This is a genomic window from Micromonospora sagamiensis, assembly GCF_014680085.1.
Classification (GTDB): domain Bacteria; phylum Actinomycetota; class Actinomycetes; order Mycobacteriales; family Micromonosporaceae; genus Micromonospora; species Micromonospora inyonensis.
The window spans coordinates 4,328,863-4,346,292 of record NZ_AP023438.1; the positions used below are offsets into that span (position 1 = coordinate 4,328,863).

At 69.7% G+C, this 17,430-nt stretch carries 16 protein-coding genes; 6 read left to right on the forward strand and 10 right to left on the reverse strand.

Annotation, left to right across the window (positions count from 1 at the left end; genetic code table 11):
• Positions 1–90: 90 nt before the first annotated feature.
• The 5 genes from IGA62_RS18990 to IGA62_RS19010 form a co-directional block, all read right to left on the reverse strand.
• Positions 91–654 (reverse strand): hypothetical protein, encoded by a 564-nt coding sequence (locus tag IGA62_RS18990; RefSeq protein WP_145819507.1) that lies wholly within the window; start codon positions 652–654, stop codon positions 91–93.
• A complete protein-coding gene (locus IGA62_RS18995; RefSeq protein WP_145819506.1) occupies positions 651–983 on the reverse strand; it encodes a PadR family transcriptional regulator in 333 nt (110 codons plus the stop codon). Before IGA62_RS18995 ends, IGA62_RS18990 begins: the two co-directional genes overlap by 4 nt.
• A gap of 64 nt (positions 984–1,047) precedes the next feature.
• Positions 1,048–3,207 carry a tetratricopeptide repeat protein gene (locus tag IGA62_RS19000; protein ID WP_145819505.1) on the reverse strand — a complete coding sequence of 720 codons (2,160 nt, stop codon included), beginning with the start codon at positions 3,205–3,207 and terminating at the stop codon, positions 1,048–1,050.
• 31 nt (positions 3,208–3,238) lie between these two features.
• Positions 3,239–3,796: a DUF6879 family protein gene (locus tag IGA62_RS19005; protein ID WP_145819504.1), complete on the reverse strand. Its 558-nt coding sequence runs from the start codon at positions 3,794–3,796 to the stop codon at positions 3,239–3,241.
• Positions 3,797–3,802: 6 nt separating this feature from the next.
• Positions 3,803–4,024 carry a hypothetical protein gene (locus IGA62_RS19010; RefSeq protein WP_145819503.1) on the reverse strand — a complete coding sequence of 74 codons (222 nt, stop codon included), beginning with the start codon at positions 4,022–4,024 and terminating at the stop codon, positions 3,803–3,805.
• Positions 4,025–4,154: 130 nt separating this feature from the next.
• Here IGA62_RS19010 and IGA62_RS19015 point away from each other — a divergent pair, with 130 nt between their 5' ends.
• Together IGA62_RS19015 and IGA62_RS19020 are read left to right on the forward strand one after the other, a co-directional pair.
• Positions 4,155–4,550: a hypothetical protein gene (locus IGA62_RS19015; RefSeq protein ID WP_145819502.1), complete on the forward strand. Its 396-nt coding sequence runs from the start codon at positions 4,155–4,157 to the stop codon at positions 4,548–4,550.
• 111 nt (positions 4,551–4,661) lie between these two features.
• On the forward strand, positions 4,662–6,083 hold the full coding sequence (locus IGA62_RS19020; RefSeq protein WP_232624704.1) for a pentapeptide repeat-containing protein: 1,422 nt from the start codon (positions 4,662–4,664) through the stop codon (positions 6,081–6,083).
• Between the two features lie 59 nt (positions 6,084–6,142).
• Here the strand turns inward: IGA62_RS19020 and IGA62_RS30605 are convergent, their stop codons facing one another.
• Complete coding sequence (locus IGA62_RS30605) at positions 6,143–7,351, reverse strand: helix-turn-helix domain-containing protein (RefSeq protein WP_145819501.1); 1,209 nt, start codon at positions 7,349–7,351, stop codon at positions 6,143–6,145.
• The gene (locus IGA62_RS19030) at positions 7,348–7,497 is read right to left on the reverse strand and encodes a hypothetical protein (RefSeq protein ID WP_186500382.1); all 150 of its coding nucleotides are present in this window, start codon (positions 7,495–7,497) and stop codon (positions 7,348–7,350) included. Before IGA62_RS19030 ends, IGA62_RS30605 begins: the two co-directional genes overlap by 4 nt.
• A 361-nt stretch (positions 7,498–7,858) precedes the next feature.
• Between IGA62_RS19030 and IGA62_RS19035 the strand changes: the two genes are divergently transcribed.
• Entirely contained in the window at positions 7,859–8,713 is an 855-nt protein-coding gene (locus tag IGA62_RS19035; protein ID WP_280526177.1) for a helix-turn-helix domain-containing protein, read from the forward strand.
• On the forward strand, positions 8,710–8,904 hold the full coding sequence (locus IGA62_RS19040; RefSeq protein WP_145819499.1) for a DUF397 domain-containing protein: 195 nt from the start codon (positions 8,710–8,712) through the stop codon (positions 8,902–8,904). Before IGA62_RS19035 ends, IGA62_RS19040 begins: the two co-directional genes overlap by 4 nt.
• Before the next feature lie 22 nt (positions 8,905–8,926).
• On the opposite strand, the gene IGA62_RS19045 is transcribed toward IGA62_RS19040, so the two are convergent.
• The 3 genes from IGA62_RS19045 to IGA62_RS19055 all read right to left on the reverse strand — a co-directional run bounded on the left by IGA62_RS19045 (position 8,927) and on the right by IGA62_RS19055 (position 14,390).
• Complete coding sequence (locus IGA62_RS19045; RefSeq protein WP_186500006.1) at positions 8,927–10,090, reverse strand: restriction endonuclease subunit S; 1,164 nt, start codon at positions 10,088–10,090, stop codon at positions 8,927–8,929.
• A 119-nt stretch (positions 10,091–10,209) separates the two neighbouring features.
• Positions 10,210–12,261 (reverse strand): type I restriction-modification system subunit M, encoded by a 2,052-nt coding sequence (locus tag IGA62_RS19050; RefSeq protein ID WP_145819497.1) that lies wholly within the window; start codon positions 12,259–12,261, stop codon positions 10,210–10,212.
• Positions 12,258–14,390, reverse strand: coding sequence for an N-6 DNA methylase (locus IGA62_RS19055; protein ID WP_186500004.1), 2,133 nt, complete (start codon positions 14,388–14,390; stop codon positions 12,258–12,260). Before IGA62_RS19055 ends, IGA62_RS19050 begins: the two co-directional genes overlap by 4 nt.
• A 189-nt stretch (positions 14,391–14,579) precedes the next feature.
• Between IGA62_RS19055 and IGA62_RS19060 the strand changes: the two genes are divergently transcribed.
• Both IGA62_RS19060 and IGA62_RS19065 read left to right on the forward strand, forming a co-directional pair.
• Complete coding sequence (locus IGA62_RS19060) at positions 14,580–17,051, forward strand: AAA family ATPase (protein WP_186499999.1); 2,472 nt, start codon at positions 14,580–14,582, stop codon at positions 17,049–17,051.
• Positions 17,048–17,401 (forward strand): hypothetical protein, encoded by a 354-nt coding sequence (locus IGA62_RS19065; RefSeq protein WP_145819495.1) that lies wholly within the window; start codon positions 17,048–17,050, stop codon positions 17,399–17,401. The genes IGA62_RS19060 and IGA62_RS19065 overlap by 4 nt, the downstream gene beginning before the upstream one ends.
• Positions 17,402–17,430 lie beyond the last annotated feature (29 nt).

A 17,430-nucleotide genomic window follows, 5' to 3' on the forward strand; every position in this document is an offset into this window, starting at 1 on the left:
AGCGTACTGACGGACACGCGTGCCGCCCAGTCACCTTCCGGCGACGGCGCGGCACGCTGGATCATCCGACCCGGATGCGGTATTGCCCGACTACGGACCTTCTGGGCCGTCACCGTGACCAGGTAGGTGAGAGCCGTCGTACTGCTCGAGCAACTTGGCCAGCGGTCGTTGAATCAGCCGATAGAAGAGGTCCTGATCGACTAGTTTGACGAACGCTTTAAAGAGAACTAGATCGAATGCTCTGGCTATCGGTCCCTCAGATTGTCCCGGCCCTTCCAGCAACAGTTGCTCCTTGAGATCCTTGGATGTCAGCACTTTCAGCGCTTGAAAGAAAGGGTCCCCAAATGCTAGGTAAATGCCGGTGCGTGCGAGGCGTGCGAAGCTTGTTCGAGCGGTTCGAAAAGCCCTCGGGGTGGCCCGGCTGATTGCGCCGATCGCGAAGCGTGAGGCGGTCAGCAGCTTGAACAGCTTGCCTGGTCGCTCCTCGACGACCGCCGCCCACTCCTCGGCGTAGCCGGCGGCCAGTTCGGGGTCGGTCGTCCAGCGGTACGCCGACCAGCGGACCAGTCTCCGGGCAAGCCAGGGCGAGACGTCGGTGATCTCGTTGACGATCAGCCCGAACACGATGCCCAGGATGATCTCCCACCGGTTCATGCCTGGCACCATCCGAACGCGAGGCGGGCGCGTGCGGCGGGCGTGGTCTTCATCTGTCGTTGGGCGATCAACTGGCGGGCGCTGGCGACGCCGTGGCCGGTGAGCTGGTAGTAGCGGCGGCGCGGCTTGCCGGGCTCGGTGTGCTCGTCCCAACGCGAGGTCACCCATCTCGCCTCGGCGAGCCGCTCCAGGATCTTGTAGATGGTGGGGCCGGACTTCCCGGTGGTCTTCATGATCGCCCAGCCGTGCAGCTCGTGGTCCTCGGCGGCGAGGAGGGCGTTCAGGACGGCCAGGAGAGGTCCGGTTACTCGTACGGGTCCGTCTGCCATGGCTTAACGATAGTAGGTGAAATAAGGACCGTCCACGTACGACCATGTAGGAGCGCCGGTCCGGCTACGACCCTTCGGCGGTTCCGGACGAGGTGACGAGTCGGCGGACGGTGTCCGCGCGGGGGTCACCCAGCGGGTCGAGGATCTGTAGTGCCTGCTCCCAACAGCGCTGCGCGTCGTCGTGCCGGCCGGCGGCGTGGGAGGTGTCGCCGAGGGCGGCGAGGGTCAGTCCTTCGCTGCGCCGGTCGTCGAATCTGCGGAAGAGCGCCAGGGCGTACTCGTGGTGGTTGCGGGCCTCGTCGAGTCGGCCTGCCTGCTGGTGGGCCAGGCCGAGGGGGTAGGAGGCCCAGGCGACGCTCCACTGGTCGTCGATGCTGGCGAGGACGGCGACTGCCTCCTGATAGTGGGCGATGGCGGTGTCGAGATGGCCGCGTGCGCGGTGGCAGTTGCCGAGGCTGAGCAGCGACATGCCCTCGCCTCGGGTGATGCCGTGCTGCCGGAAGACCTCGCGTGCCTGGCCGTAGCGTTCCACGGCCTCGTCGACCTGGCCGACTTCCTCGTGGATGAGGCCCAGACCACGGAGGCAGAATCCCTCCACCCAGTGGTCGCCGACGTCGCGGCTCGCGTCGAGGCCCTGTCGGTAGCAGTCGAGGGCGGTTTCGCGCTGCTCCATCCGCCAGTAGGCGTCGCCGAGGCAGCGGAGGTTGGCCGCCTCGCCGAGGCGCGATGCGGCCGACCGGGCGGCGCGCAGGCCGGTGAGGTGGATGTCGCGCCAGTCCGACCAGTACGACCTGAGTTCGAAAAAGCCGTCGCTGACCACGGGCAACTGCCAGGCGATGTCGTGGTCGCCCAACTCGGCGGCCTGCCGGAGGTTGTCGAGGAGGTTGAGTCGTTCCCGCTCGAACCAGGCCATCGCCGTGGCCACGGTGTGGGGAGGAGCGAGCGGGACGTCGGGTCCGGCTGCCGGAAGAGCGACGGCATGGGAGTAGGGGAGGATGATCCGTCGGCCCTCCTCCGCCATCCACAGATACCAGGTGTAGGCGCGGCGTCGTGCCCGGCGTTGCTGTTCGGGCGTCTCTTCGGCCTGCGCACGTTCGAGGGCGTAGGCATGGAGGAGGTCGTGCAACAGGTAGCGGTCACGGGCCGGGTTCTGCACGAGGTGCGCCGCGGTGAGCTGGTCGAGCAGGACGCGGGCGCGGGGCAGGCTCACGCCGGCGAGGGCTGCGGCTGCGGCGACGGAGATGTCGGAGCCGGCGTGCAGCCCGAGCAACCGGAAGAACCGGGCGGCCTCCCCGGGCAGCGCCTGGTAGGACCAGGAGAACACCGCCCGTACGTCGGAGAGTTCGTCGTCGTCGATCGCGAGGGCGTCGAGTTGACGATCGACCAGCGCCAGGTCGGCCACGTACTCCGCGAGGGTGACGTGCGGGGAGTTGGCGATCCGTTCCCCGATGATCCGCAGGGCCAGCGGAAGGTAGGCGCAGCGCCGGGCGAGTTCCGTCGCGGCCTGTGGTTCGGCGCGGACGCGGTCCCCGCCGATGCTGTCGCTGAGCACCGCGATCGCTTCCTCGGGGGACAGGACATCCAAGGTCATCCGTGCCGCTCCTTCCCGTGCGACGAGGCCGGAGAGCCGGTTGCGGCTGGTGATGATCGCCACGCAGGCCGGGGTGGCGGGCAGCAGCGGCCGGACCTGGCTGGCCGTGGAGACGTTGTCCACCACGATCAGTACGCGCTTGCTGGTCAGGATGGACCGGTAGAGGGCGGCGCGGCCCTCGGTGTCGGTCGGGATCTGCTCGGCCGGCACGTGCAGTGCGCGCAGGAAGGCGTCCAGTGCCTGCCCGACGTCGAGGGCCGGTCCTGGACCATAGCCGCGCATGTCGACGTAGAGGTCCCCGTCCGTGAACCACCTGCGGACCCGGTGGGCCCAGTGCACAGCCAGAGCTGTCTTGCCGACACCGGGGGCGCCCGTGATGGCCGCGACGGTCGTCGACGGGCGGCCCGCCGGCACGTGGTTGCCCGCCGTCGCCTCGTGGTCGGCTGGCAGTGACGCGTCCAGGCGGGTGAGCGTCCGTTCGCGGTTGACGAACCGGGCGGCGTCGAGAGGAAGCTGACGGGGCGGCGGTGGAGGGGGCTCCGCGCGGCCGAACAGGTTGACGCCGCCGTGCACCGTCCCGGCCTGCACGACAGCCCCGGCATCGCCGGACGACTCGTTGCGCGCCGGGTGCACGCTGTCTCCTCCCCCGACGGTGGACGGCAGGCTACGGGGTGCTCGGCTGGAGGTGATCGGCGTACCGCCGGTAGGGAACCGACGCCGCCACGGCCGCGTCGCGCCACAGGTTGGCCTGGACGACCTTCTCCGGTTCACTGATCAGCTCCCCGGAGACGAAGCGTCCCGCCTCGTCGTAGTACATGGCGACGAGCCGCGAGGAGTCGAACAACCAGTAGTCGTGGTGCGGTAACCCGGTCGGCCAGTCGTCGCCGGACACGGTGACGAGGCGGACGTCCTCGCCCGCCGCCACGGTGTGTTCGTAGGCCCAGCCACACTCGAACCGGACGTAGTCCGACAGCGGTTCGACGACGACGTGGACCCGGTGCATGCGTTTGCCGGCCACCACCGCCGCTCGTACGGTGTCGCACCAGTCAGCGATCCCGGGAAACTCGCCACGGCTCTGGCCTGCCAGGAACCGGGCGAACTCGTCCTGCTCGTACGACACGTCGTACCGCTGAAGGGTCTCCAACCGGTAGGCCGTGTAGCGGAACTCGCGGAACATCCGGTTGAACTCGGCGTCGTCGAGAGACGTGAACGATCGGGTCAACGTCGATCACCGTGACCCGGACTCGCGGTAGCGCTCGACAGCGCCGAGCAGGACCTCGGCAGAGATCCGTACCGCGCCCTCACCGGGAAGGACGTTCTCGAGCTTGCCGAGAGTGTCCTCGTCGACCTGGTAACCCTGCACGATCAACTCGCCGCTCTCGCCGAGGTAGACCGTGGGGCAGCCGTTGGCACCCGAACCGGGGTCCTTGTAGAGCCTGGTCAGCCTCACCGCGGCCTCCTCTGAAAGCGGAGCGGACGACCCTTCAGTGCCGTCCGTGATGATGATAGGACTGTCGGTAGTGGTGGAACAGGCTGTTGTCGTTGATCCGTAGTGGCCGGCACCTGGAGGTAGACCGACGATGGACCCACTCATGGCCACCGCGGCGACGACCCTCGCCGCCTGGACGACAACCGAACTGGCCCAGGGGGGCCGGCTGGCGGTTTCGGCGCTGATCGACTTCCTGCGGGACCGCTTCCGGCGGGAGCCCGAGGCGCGCGAGGCCATCGAGGGCGTGCTCCAGCAGCCGTCACCGGACGCCGCCCGTCGCCTCACCGAAGTGCTGGACCGTGAGGCACTGCGTGACCCCGCTTTCCGTACCGAGTTCCAGGCCCGATGGGAGCGGGCAGACGCGGCCGTCGCCGCAGGTCCGGGCAGCGTGGCGAACTCGGTCTCCGGTGACGTCAGCGGGCCGGTGGTGCAGGCGCGCGACGTCCACGGAGGCATCTCGTTCGGCGGGGGCGGCCCACGACACTGACGGGCCGGACTCCTCGACCCGACACCAGCGCAGCGCACCGTAAGCCTGGCGAAGTCGCAGGGAGGCGGGGCCGTGGGCGGAGGTGGCGGCGGTACGGCACGATTGCGCAGCGTGACGAGGCGAATCAGTACGGTGCTCGCGGTGCTGGGCGGGCTGGGCGTGGCGGCCCTGGTGGCGGTGTGGGTGCCGGCGGGCTGGTGGGCCGCGCTGGCAGCGCACTGGGCGGTGCTGCTGCTGGTGGTGGCCACCGTGGCGGCGTTGACCGCCAGCGCGGTCCTGCGCTACCGCAGCGGTGACCGGCGTCGGCGGGCGGCCGAGGCGTCGGCGGCCCCGGTCGCGCCGGACCGGCCGTTGCGGCCACTGCCGTCGTGGGTGATCCCGGCCGGCGCGGTGGCGGTCGCGGCGGTCACCTGGTTGGCGGTGTGGGGGTTGCAGGCCACCTTGCCGGAGGCCGGCACGCAGGTGCAGCGGGCACAGCTCCGGGTGGAGGGCATCCGGACCGGCCTGACCATCGGTGCCGGCGTGACGGCCGCGTTCGCGCTGCTGCTGGCGTTCCGGCGGCAGCAGTTGGCCGAGCGCACCCAGCAGGCCACCGAGTACGACGCGGGGGAGAAGCGGGTCACCGAGCTGTACGTCAAGGCCGCCGAGCAGCTCGGCTCGGACAAGGCCCCCGTCCGGCTCGCCGGCCTGTACGCCCTGGAACGTCTCGCCCAGGACAACCCGGCCCAGCGGCAGAGCATCGTGGAGGTGATCTGCGCCTACCTGCGCATGCCCTACACCCCACCCGAAGCCAAGCCCACCCCCGAGCCCGCCGACCAGGCCCCGGCCGCCGAGGGCAGCTCGGGCGACGGCGAGAAGCCGACCGTGGATCCCAGGGAGGAACGCCAGGTCCGCCTGGCCGCCCAACGCATCCTCGCCCGCCATTTGCGACCGGAGACCCGCGACAAGAAACCCGACCCGTCGTACTGGGGACCTGCGGTAGTACTCGACCTGACCGAGGCGGTTCTTCTGGACGTCGACTTCTCCGACTGCCACCTACACGATGCGACCTTCACCGGAGCGCACTTCGTCGGGCCCGCCCGATTCCACAGCACAACGTTTAGTGGTGACGCCCGGTTCCGCAGGGCAACTTTCCGTGGTGAAACCTCGTTCAGTGGGGTGACGGTCCGTGGTACCGCCAGCTTCGACAGGGTGACGTTCAGTGGTGGCGCTCGGTTCGGCGGGGCGATGTTCGGCGGTGACGCCTGGTTCGGCGGAGTGAAGTTCATTGGTGGCACCTGGTTCGGCAGGGTGATGTTCAGTGGAGGCGCAGGATTCGAGGGGGCAATGTTCATTGCTGACGCCCAGTTCGACAGGGCGATGTTCTGCGGTGGCGCCTGGTTCAGTGGGGCGATGTTCGGTGGTGACGCGCAGTTCGGCGGGGTGACGTTCAGGGGTGACGCCTGGTTCGGCAGGGTGATGTTCAGCGGCGGGGCGAACTTTGCCGGGGCAACGCTGAACGGCGAGAGCTACGGAGGGCCTGCCAACCAGTAGCCCGGTCACGGGCCGTATTGGTAGGCCGGGGACGGTGGTGGGTGCTGCGGGCTACCGGGTCAGCGGTGGGTTAGGCCGAGGGCGGTGGCGAGGGTGGTCAGGTCGGCGGGGGTGGTGCCGGTGCGGAGGATCGCGGTCACTGTGGTGCGGGTGACGGGTCGGAGGCGTACCTCGGTGGGGGCGAGGTGGTCGGCGGTGACCAGCGCGCGGGCGGCGTTGTGGGGGTCACCGATGTCGAGGTAGGAGCGGGCGGCGTCGAGGAGGTGGGCGGCGCGGTGTTCGGCGGGTAGCCGGTGCCAGGCGTCGCCACCGGTGACGCGCAGGTGGATGGCGATGGCGAGGTGGTTGTCGCCGAGGTGGGCGGCGGCGAGTGCGCGGGCCAGGTCGACGGTGGCGGGTCCGAAGCTGTGGTCGTGGTTCTGCCGTTCGGCGTGGGTGGTGGCAAGGTGGGCAGCCCGGTCGAGGAGGCCGTCTGCGGCGGTGGCGTCACCGCAGGTCGCGGCGGCGAGGGCGGCTTCGGTGAGCAGTGTCCCGACCAGGGCGAGATCGTCCGGCGACAGCGCGCGGTGCGGGGCCAGGTCGAGTGGTTGCGCGGCGGTGGTGGCGGCGGTCATGGCGAGTCGGCCACGCTGGAGTGCGCGGAGGGCCTGGGCGAGGGGTACGGCGGCGAGGGCCGTGCGGTGCGGGTCGCCCTCGGCGGTGGTCATGGCGCGATCGGCGGCGAGCCAGGCGAGGTGCGGTTCGCCGAGTTTGACGAGTACGTGGGCGGTGAGCCGGTAGACGCGGATCAGCAGTCCGGCGGTGGAGGGGCCGCCGGTGGGATGGTTCGCCTGACGGGTGCTGGTGAGCAGGTCGGGCAGCATCTTGAGGACCTGTAGGTGATGGGCGTGCTGGTAGGCGGTGTGGGCGTACCGGATCTGGTGGTCGAGGTCGATCATCGACGGCGTGGGGTCGCGGTAGGCGCTGTGGTAGGTGGCGAGGGCCCTGCGGACGTGCTCGACGGCGGTGGTGGCGTCGGTGGTGGGGGTCCGCTGGCGCTGTCGGCCGACCAGCACGCCGGGGGTGACGCCGAGGGCGGCGGCCACCGTTTCGATCATGGGGAGGCGGTCGAGGGTACGCACGCCGCGTTCGACCTTGTCGACCCAGCTCTTGGACTTGCCGATCCGGTCGGCGAAGACCTGTTGGGTCATACCCCGGCGGACGCGTAGCTGCGCGACCCGCCGGCCGATCGGCACCTCCCGGCGGTCGGGCTGGCGTGGCGTGCTCATCGGCGGTCCGTCGGCCGGACGGGTTCGGTGTACGAGCCGCAGCGCGGACACCACCGCGACTTGACCTTGAACGCGAACAGCCCGGCCAGGAACCCCACGGTCAGGCCACTGAGCACACTCAACAACACCTCGGACTCCACGAGCACCCTCACCTCCCGCCGATACCGGAGAGACGGTGACGGCCCGTGTTGGCTGCTCTCACGTCCGACCGGGGACGCGTGCAGCGCGGGCACGGCCGGGCTCTGGCCTGGACGTTCAGCCCGAGCAGGAAGCTCAACATCAGCCCGCCGAACACGATCATCGAGATGCCAAGTACCACGATCACCTCACTTCCCGGCGAGACCGGAGCCGGCGTTACTGCGGCTCGCTCGCCAAAGACCCGCTCGTGCGGGCTCCTGTGTGTGTGGAGGTTCTTGCGCACCCATTTTGCGTGCGCAGATTGCTAGAGTCAATGACGTGCGGTCATGTTGCGCCTACCGCATGTGGTTCGTGTCGGTGCGCGGGAGGATGGAGAATGCGAGCGTGGAGAGCCCAACCTTCGTCCGGTTCCAGCTCGGTGCTCAGCTCAAGAGGGCACGTGAGGATGCCGGAGTGACCACCGAGCAAGCGGCCACACTCATCGAGGTGTCGCCGAGCACCTTGCGGAGGATTGAGCAGGGCCGGGTGGGCTTGAAGGGGCCGGCGCTGAACGCGTTGCTTGACCGGTACGGCGTGACCGATGGCGAGCTGCGGGAGACGCTGCGATCGATGGCACGGACGGGCAAGCAGCGCGGCTGGTGGGCGAAGTACGCCGACCTGCCCAACGCCTACCGGCAGTACATCGGACTTGAGTCGGCGGCATCGGAGATCCAGAACTTCGAAACCCTGGTTGTGCCGGGCCTGTTGCAGACCGCCGAATACGCCCGAGCGATCATCAGCGCCGACGCATCCCAGCCCACGCCGCAAGCGACGGACGAGCGGGTCACGGTGCGCCTGGAACGGCAGAAGCTGCTCACCGAGGAGAAGCTACGCCTCGTCGCGGTGATCGACGAGGCGGTTCTGCACCGGCAGATCGGCGGACCCGATGTCATGCGGGATCAACTGGCGGCGCTGCTCGACGCCCAGAAGCGATGGAACGTCAGCATCCAGGTCATCCCGTTCAAAGAAGGGGCCTACGCCTCGATGGTGTCGAGCTTCCACATCCTCAGCTTCAGTGAAGGGCCAGGGGTGGTGTACAGCGAGGGCCTGACCGGCGACCTCTACGCTGAAGGTGAGGACGTTGACAGGTGCACGCGAGTGTTCAGCAGCCTTCGAGCCGCAGCCCTGTCTCCTACGGCCTCGACTGCGATGATCAAGAGGATTCGGGACGAGGAGACTCCATGAAGGCGCTCGACAGCCAGTGGCGCACCAGCAGCCGCAGCGGCGGCAACGGTGCGTGCGTGGAGGCCCGGTACGCCGACCACGCCACCCAGGTCCGGGACAGCAAGGACCGACAGGGGCCGGTGCTGGTGTTTGGCCCCGGCCAGTGGATCGAGTTCATCAAGGGTGTCCGGGCCGGTGCCGTCGGGGCCTGAACAGCGAAGCAGAAGGCCGGCTCTACTCTGCCTGCCCGCTCGCCGTCGATACGTCGATCTGCCCGGTCACTGCTGCTGTGATTAGCGCCTGCCGGCGCTCCGAAATCAGGCGACTTGCCTCTTGAAGAGCTGAGCGAGTCTTCTCGATGCTATCCCGATGTTCTGTGGCTTTCCGGACTACGTGATCCTGTTTGCGGAGTGGGGCGTTGGGGATCTGGCAGTCCTTAACGATGGACGTAGGAAGATTGTTGGCCATTCCTTCTGCTCCTGATATCCCCCTTTTGATGTGCTCTCGGGCAGCCTGGCTGCGTAGCATGAACGCGACGAACCAGGGTAGAGCTTTCGTCTTGTCGACTTTCAAACGGTAAATTTTGTCGCATAGTAGCAATTTTCCCGTGAGTTGATCGACTACTGCGGTGCTTCCGATAAGGTCGGGAGACCCACTCGCGCGCGATACCAACAAGTCTCCGACCTCAAGTTTGTATTCACGCCGAGGCTCCATGTTCGCTGGTAGTGCCTTGTGCTGGTTGGGATCAAAGACGCCGGTGTTAACGCAGCCAGCCTTGACCACGCCCCACCCGTCATCCTCGACAACTCGTTCCTCGCACTGGGGGGACCAGCCTTGCTCGAGGGAAGTCACGAGATGTCGAAGTCGCGCTTTACCGAATTCCTTGACAAGGCTCTCCCATTCTTCTGAGAGCCAGCTTCGATGATATGCGCTCAACAGTGCGGCTTGGTAGACCCTTCTTCGTGCCAAGCGGTCGAGTCGGCTGGTTGCGGCATCGAGGAAGTCGGCGATACGCCGCTGCTCCTCTATATCGGGGACTGGAATCTGTATGTGGCGTGCTATGTCGAGATTGATGCGGGTGCGCGTGGATCCACGGGATAGTGTGGCAACCTGATCCGTGATGAAAGAGGAGCTAAGTGCCCAAGCGGCAAAGCGATGCGTCATTCGGCTTTGATCTAAACGCGCTCGAAAGCAGTCGGCCTTGACGATTGCTGGACCAAGGTTTGTTGGTGCGATGCATGCTCGGCCGACAGGGTTCCGCTCGTCACCCAGGCCCGCTATCAGGAGATCTCCCGTCTTTATCTCATGTCGCTGCAGCTCTCGAAAATATTCGTGCGGGATGTAGGCTGAGTCGGAGTCCTTGAAGTGCCCAGCGCCGATGTTTCCGAGCCTGACCACGCGAGCGCCACTGTCCGAATAGTGGCTACTGGTCAATGCGCTTCCGAATGGGCCATCTGCTATCTCGAGTATGAATCGCCTGATCGGAAAGAGTTGAAAAGGGATCGAGCTTGAGGGGTTCACTTCGTCACCTCGCCCAGCAGTGCCTGGATCTCGGCTTCGAGGGCCTTGAGTTCGGCGTCGATTTCCGCCAGGGGCCTCGGGGGCTTGTAGACGTAGAAGTGGCGGGTGAAGGGGATCTCGTACCCGATCTTGGTTTTGGTGTGGTCGATCCAGGCGTCCGGGACGTGCGGGAGCACCTCGCGGCGTAGGTATTCCTCGACGTCCTCGTGCAGCGGCACGTTCTCGTAGTCGCGCAGGTCGGTGTCCGGCTCGGGTTCGCCCTTGACCTTCTGCACCTCGCCGTCCGGGTCGCGGACGCCAAGGACGTCGCGGAGCGCCTTCTGGAAGGGTGCGCCGCTGGGCCAGAGCACGCCGGCCTCAGCCATCGCCGTGCGGACGGCGTCCCAGGCGGCCCGTTTGGTGTCCCACGAGCGGCCCACCAGCGGCTTCAACGCCGTCTCGAAGGCGGTGACGTCCAGCGCCTTGCCGATCGGCTTCGACTCGCGTACGGCGGTCAGGGTTTCCTCGGTGACCTCGAAGCGGAGCTTGAGCGGGCGTTCGACGGTGATCCGGCGGTAGCCGAAGTCCTCGTTGGCGAAGACCTTCACCTTGGCGTGCAGCGGGTGCTCCGGGTCGGCGGCGACGTGCAGCGCCTCGCCGTAGAGCTGGGTGATATCGGTGATCTGGTCCTCGGTGAGGTACTTGCGCTTGTCGCCGAGGGACTTGCGCATCTTGGCGAAGTGCTCCCGGGCGTCCAGCAGGATGACCTTGCCCTTGTGGTCGGGCAGCTTGCGGTTGGTGAGGATCCAGAAGTACGTGGAGATGCCGGTGTTGTAGAAGAGCTGGTCGGGCAGCGCGACGATGCCTTCCAGCAGGTCTGCCTCCAGGATCCACTGGCGGATGCGGGACTCGCCCGACTCGGCGGCCCCGGTGAACAGCGGCGAGCCGTTGAAGACGATGGCGACCCGGCTGCCGCCCCTGCCGTTGGCGGTGACCGGCTTCATCTTCGAGATCATGTGCTGGAGGAAGAGCAGCGAGCCGTCGTTGATCCGGGGCAGGCCGGCACCGAACCGTCCGCTGTCGCCGAGCTTCTCGTGCTCGGCCTCGACCTCGTCTTTGACCTTCTTCCACTCCACCCCGAACGGCGGGTTCGCCAGCAGGTAGTCGAAGTGCGCGCCCCGGTGGCCGTCGTCGCTGAACGAGTTGCCGAACTTGATGTTCTCCGGGTCCTGGCCCTTGATCAGCATGTCGGACCGGCAGATCGCCCAGGACTCCGGGTTCAGCTCCTGCCCGAAGACCGTCACCGTCGCGTTCGGGTTGAGCGCGGTGATGTGCTCCTCGGCGGCGCTGAGCATGCCGCCCGTGCCGCAGGCCGGGTCCATGACCGACAGGGACATGCCGGGGACGCTCAGCGTGTCGTGGTCTGGGGCGACCAGCAGGTTCACCATCAGCTCGATGACCTCGCGCGGGGTGAAGTGCTCACCGGCCGTCTCGTTGGACTGCTCGGCGAACCGCCGGATCAGCTCCTCGAAGACGTACCCCATCTGGTGGTTGGAGACGTTGACCACCGGCTGGCCGCGCTCGTCGAGCCTGACCTCACCGGTCTGCGGGTCGCGCCTGACCGGGTCCAGGTCCAGGTCCGCGAAGCGGGCGACCACCCGGTAGAGCAGGTTCGCGGCGTCCAGGCGGCGGATCTGCTGGGGGAACTCGTAGCGGTGCAGCACCTCCTGCGCGTTGTCGGAGAACGCGCCGATGTAGGCGAGCAGGTGCTTGGCGGTCTGACTCGGGTCGGCCGCCACCGACTTCAGGGTGTAGCCGCTGACGTTGTAGAAGCTGTGCCCGGCGGCGCGGCGCAGGAAACGGCTCACGTCGACGTCCTGGCCCCGGTGCTTCTCGTATGTCTGGCGCACCTGCTCCCGGGTCGGCGCGAGGACACACTCCAGGCGGCGCAGCACCGTGAACGGCAGGATCACCTTGCCGTAGTCGGACTGCTTGTAGTCGCCGCGCAGGAGATCGGCGACCGACCAGGCGTGGTTGGCCAGTTCGGTGTGTTTGCTGGTGCTGCTCAACGGGTTCCTTCCACAGGGGAGTCCGGGGGGAGAAGCGCGCCGCCGGTGAGGCCCGCAGCCAGGGTACGGGCCGTCTCGCCGGCAAGTCGGTTGGCCAGGTCCGCCGCCACGCGTACGGCGTTGAGCTGCCGGAACGCCCGGCCGTAGCGCTGCTGCTCGGCCAGCGGCAGCAGCGGCACCCGCAGCCGGCGAGGGTCCACCCGGATCACCGACGTGCCCGACGACGCGGCGGTCAGGTTGTCCTCCGCGGCGAGGAAACCGGCCAGGAACCACGGATCCAGCCGGGCCGGGTCGGGACGCAGCAGATAGAGGTGCCGGCCGAGGAACAGACCGGCGTCCCGGGCGTCCGCCACCCGCGCGGTGCCGCCGCCGTGGTGCAGCAACTCGGGCAGGACGACGTCCCCCACCTCGATCGGGACCTCCGCGCCGGCCGGGTCGTCGTCGGCGGCCCCGGAGGCGGGACGGTGGGCGAGCACGTCCCGCGCGGTCAGGGTGCGCGGGGTCGCGGTGTCTCGGTCGGCCGGCTGGGGACCGCGGGTGGCGGCCGGCGCGCGGAGCAGCGTCAGCGCCTCGCCGCGCAGCAGGTCGGCCACGGTCGCGGTACGCCAGGTGCGGGCGGTCGCCCCGGCCGGCGGCCAGTCCCCGCCGCCGCTGAGCGCCGACAGGCCGGACACCGCCCGCCGCAGCCGGCGACGCAGTCCGTACGCGGCCTCGGCCAGCTCGTCCGGGCGGACCGGCACCGGGGTCCGGACGTGCCGGGCCGGGGTCAGGTCCACCGCCTCGTCGAGCAGGTCGATGACCGCGACCGCCCGAGCCGTGCCGGGGATCGGGTCGAAGGCGTCCGGATGCCGGTCGAAATCGGCCCACGCCGCCAGGGCGGTGGCGCGCACCGCCGACCAGTCCGAGACCGTGGGACGGCGGCTCTCCGGCTCGCCGGCGCGGTGCGGCTCCGGTGGGGCGGCAGTGTCCACGAACAGCACGTGGCCCGGTGTGGCGGCCTGCGGGTGCGGGCGTTGCAGCAGCCATACGTGCAGGCCGACGTGCAGTGGTGGCGCCACCCCCGCCGGCAGGGCGACGACGGCGCGCAGCGCCCCGTGCCGCAGCATCTCCGCCCGGATCCGTCGGCCGGACGGGCGCTCGGCGGTGGCCGGGGGCAGCAGCAGGACGGCCCGTCGACCGGGAGCCAACCGGGCCAGGCAGTGCTGGAGCCAGGCCAGCTCCGACTCGCCCTTCGGAGGCAGGCCGAACACCCACCGGGAGTCGTACGCCAGGTCGTCGTGCCCCCAGTCCCGCTGCCCGTACGGCGGTGCGCAGAGCACCGCGTCGGCGGTGACGGACGGGTACCCGTCGTCGCGGAGGGAGTCGCCGACGCGTACCCGGACGGTGGCGTCCCCGGCCAGGAGGAGGAGGCGTACCGCTGCCTGGGCGGCCTGGGCCGGCGCGAGATCCTGCCCGGACAGCTCCCGCGCGCCACGCGTGGCGGCGGCGGCGAGCAGGCCGCCGGCCCCGCACGCCGGGTCGAGCACCTGCTCCGGATACGCCTCACCGGGCTCGGCGAGCAGGCCGGCCATCAGCTCCGCCACCGGGGCCGGGGTCAGGTACGCGCCGCTGGTGCTGGTGTCGTCGACGGTGCCCTCGGCGAGCACGTCCAGGGTGGGCAGGGCACCCGCCTGGGCGACGCAGCGCAGCAGCGCCCGAAGCAGGGGCACCTCGTCGGCGCGGTAGGTCGGCTCGCCGATGTCGGGGAGCTGCCCGGCGCACGGCCGGGCGGCCTCGCGTGCCCCGGCGGGGAGCCGGTGGTCGGGCAGCTCGGCCAGCGTGCGGCGGGCCTCCTCGGGCAGCCGGCTGGCGGCGAGGACCAGGGGAAGTAGCCGGGTCCGGGCGGCGTGGTCCGCCTCGGCGGCGCGCAGGGCGGTACGTAGTTCGTCGGCGGGGGAGCTGTCCGGCAGTTGCCCCCGGTTGGCCAGCCAGGTCCGCACGGCCGCCAGGTCGTACGCCGGGCTGGCCTCGGTGCCGCCGGTGGGGGCGGGGAAGTCCGGGTGCCGCCGCCGCCAGTTGCTCACCGTGGCGCGCGTGACGCCGGCCAGCCGGGAGATCTCGGCGGCGGTCACCAGGGCTGACTGCGGCATCGGCGTCCTGTCGACTCGGGTACGGGGACGGTGGCACTGTACACGAGTCGATCCGCGTAAACGATTTGACAGTGCTTTCAGTGCAGAGGTTTGCTAGTGTCGCTTTCACCGTTGGTCGAGGGTGCCCGACGGTGCACTCCCTCCCCACCGGCCCGTCGAACGGGCCCGTCATCCCCACCGGAGGACCCCGTGTCCGATCCCGCCGTCCACGACCCCGACATCGTCGGGCAGCTCGTCCTCGACCAACTGGCCGACGCCGCGCTGCCCGAAACCGCCGAGAACCTGATCGTCGCCGCCCTGCTCGGCGAGTCCTACCTGGCCGACCAGCTCGGCGGGGCCGCACCCCCGCAGCGGCCCCGACCCACGCCCACCGACCCCGACGACTCCGGGCCGGTCGGCACCTACCTCGCCGACATCGAGGTCACCGGCTTCCGGGGCATCGGCACCACCGCCACCCTCAACCTGACCGCCCGCCCCGGGCTGACCATCGTCACCGGCCGCAACGGCTCCGGGAAGTCCAGCTTCGCCGAGGCCGCCGAGTTCGCCCTCACCGGCGACAACAAGCGCTGGTCCGAGCGGAGCACGGTGTGGAAGAAAGGCTGGCGCAACCTGCACACCGAGGGCGGGTCGTGCATCCGGGTCCGGCTCAACGTCGACGGTCACCGCAAGCCCGCGACCGTGGAATGCCGCTGGACGGCCGGCGCGGACCTCGGCGACCACACGGACTCGCTCCAGTTCCTCGGCGAGCAGCGCACCTCCGTCGCCGAACTCGGCTGGAGCCGGCACCTGGAGCTGTACCGGCCGTTCCTGTCCTACTCCGAACTCGGCGGCCTGATCAACGGCAAGCCCAGCGAGATGCACGACTCCCTCGACGGCATCCTCGGCCTCAAGCGGGTGGCCGAGATCGAGAAGCTGCTGAAGGCCGCCCGGAAGGACACCGACCAGCGGCGCAGGCGGGCCGCCGAGGAACTCCCCGCGCTGCGTGCACTGCTCACCGAACACCCCGACCCGCGCGCCCGCCGCGCCGAGGAGGCCCTCGCCGGCCGCACCGCCGATCTCGACACGCTCGACGAGGTGGCCACCAGCGGCGCTCCGGACGACGACGCGACCGTCGTACCGCTGCGTCAGCTCGCCGTGCTCGACCTGCCGAACCGGGACGACCTCGCCGCCCGGGCCGACCGGCTCCGTGCCGCGCTGCGCCACGTCGGCGAACTGGCCGGAACCCCGGCCGAACAGGCACGGGCGCTCGCCGGGCTGCTCCGCGCCGCGCTGGCCCACCACGACAACCACCCCGACCAGCCCTGCCCGGTGTGCGGGGGTCGCACCCTGGACGAGGCGTGGGCCGTGCAGGCCCGCACGCAGGTACGGGAGCTGACCCTGCGCGCGGAGCAGCTCGACGCCGCCCACCGCGCCGGACACGAAGCCCGGCACGCCCTACGCCAGGCCGTGCCCAGCCGGCCGCCGGTGCTCACCGTCGACCCCGGACCGGACGGGATCGACCTCACCGAACTGCGGAAGGCATGGCAGCGTTGGCATGACCTGACCGCCGACACCGACCCGGCCATGCTCGTCGAACTGGCACCCACCACCTTCGACGACCTCGCCGCCGCGCTGGCCCCGGTCCGGGCCGCCGCCCGGGAAGCCCTTCAACGCCGCCGGCAGGACTGGCAGCCCGTCGCCGACCGGATCCGTGCCTGGATCGACATCGAGCGCGCCAGCCGGCAGGCCGCCATCGTGCTTCCCGACCTGAGGAAGGCGATCGAGGCGCTGAAGACCATCGGTGCGACGATCCGCGCCGAACGCCTCCGGCCGATCGCGGCCGAGGCCACCGCCATCTGGAACACCCTGCGCCAGGACAGCAATGTCGAACTCGACGCGATCAGGCTGGCCGGCAGCGGCCCCGCCCGCCGGGTCGACCTCGACGTACGGGTCGACGGAGTGCCCGACGCCGCCCTCAGCGTGATGAGTCAGGGTGAACTGCACTCCCTCGCGCTGGCGCTGTTCCTGCCCCGCGCCACCACCGCGGAGAGCCCCTTCCGGTTCCTGGTCATCGACGACCCGGTGCAGTCCATGGACCCGGCGAAGGTCCACGGGCTCGCCCAGGTGCTCCACCGGGTCGCCGCGACCCGGCAGGTCGTCGTCTTCACCCACGACGACCGGCTGCCCGCCGCCCTGCGGCACCTGCGCCTCGACGCCCGGATCCTCACCGTGAGCCGGCGCGACCACTCCCAGGTCACCGTCGACACCGGCAAGGACCCCGCCGAGCGCTACCTCAAGGACGCCCAGGGCATCGCCGACGACGAGGACATGTCGGAGCAGACCCGGATCACCGTGGCCTGCAACCTGATCCGCGACGCCCTGGAGTACGTCTGCCACGAGCGGATCCGGATCGCCGGCCTGCGCGCCGGCACCCCCTTCGCCGACATCGAGGACACCATCGCCGAGGCGCAGTCCGATGGCCTGCGGCCCCTGCTCGCGCTGGCTCTGCTCGGCGACCACCGGCGCACCGACGAGGTGGACGTGGAGCTGCGCAAGGTCGACTCCGCAGCGGTTCGGCTGGTGCGGGAGGTCAACCGGGGCGCCCACGGCAACGCCGTACCGAACCTGCACACGCTCGTCGCCGACGGGCGTCGGGTGGCGGGAAGGTTGAGCCGGCCGTGACCCCACAACACCTTCTCGACCAGGCCGCCGACCTGCTGGTCAACCCCCGCCCGAGCATGCGTCGCTGCTGGCAGCGCGGCAGTGCCTGCCTCACCCGGGTCGCCCTCGAACAGGGGATGCGCGACTACTGGAGCACCATCGACGTCAACGTCGGGCGCTGCCGGATGAGCCGTCAGCTCCTGGCCCTGCGGGCCTTCGCCGGCGACGAGACGGCGCTGATCGCCCGGACCGCCTGGCACGGGCTCTCCCGTGCCATGCACCACCACACGTACGAGTTGGCCCCGACGCTGGCCGAGCTGCGCGGCTGGCACCGGGATGTCACGGATCTGCTGCCCCGACTCAAGCCCTGAGAATCGGCTCCTGTTGCGCCTCGGGACGG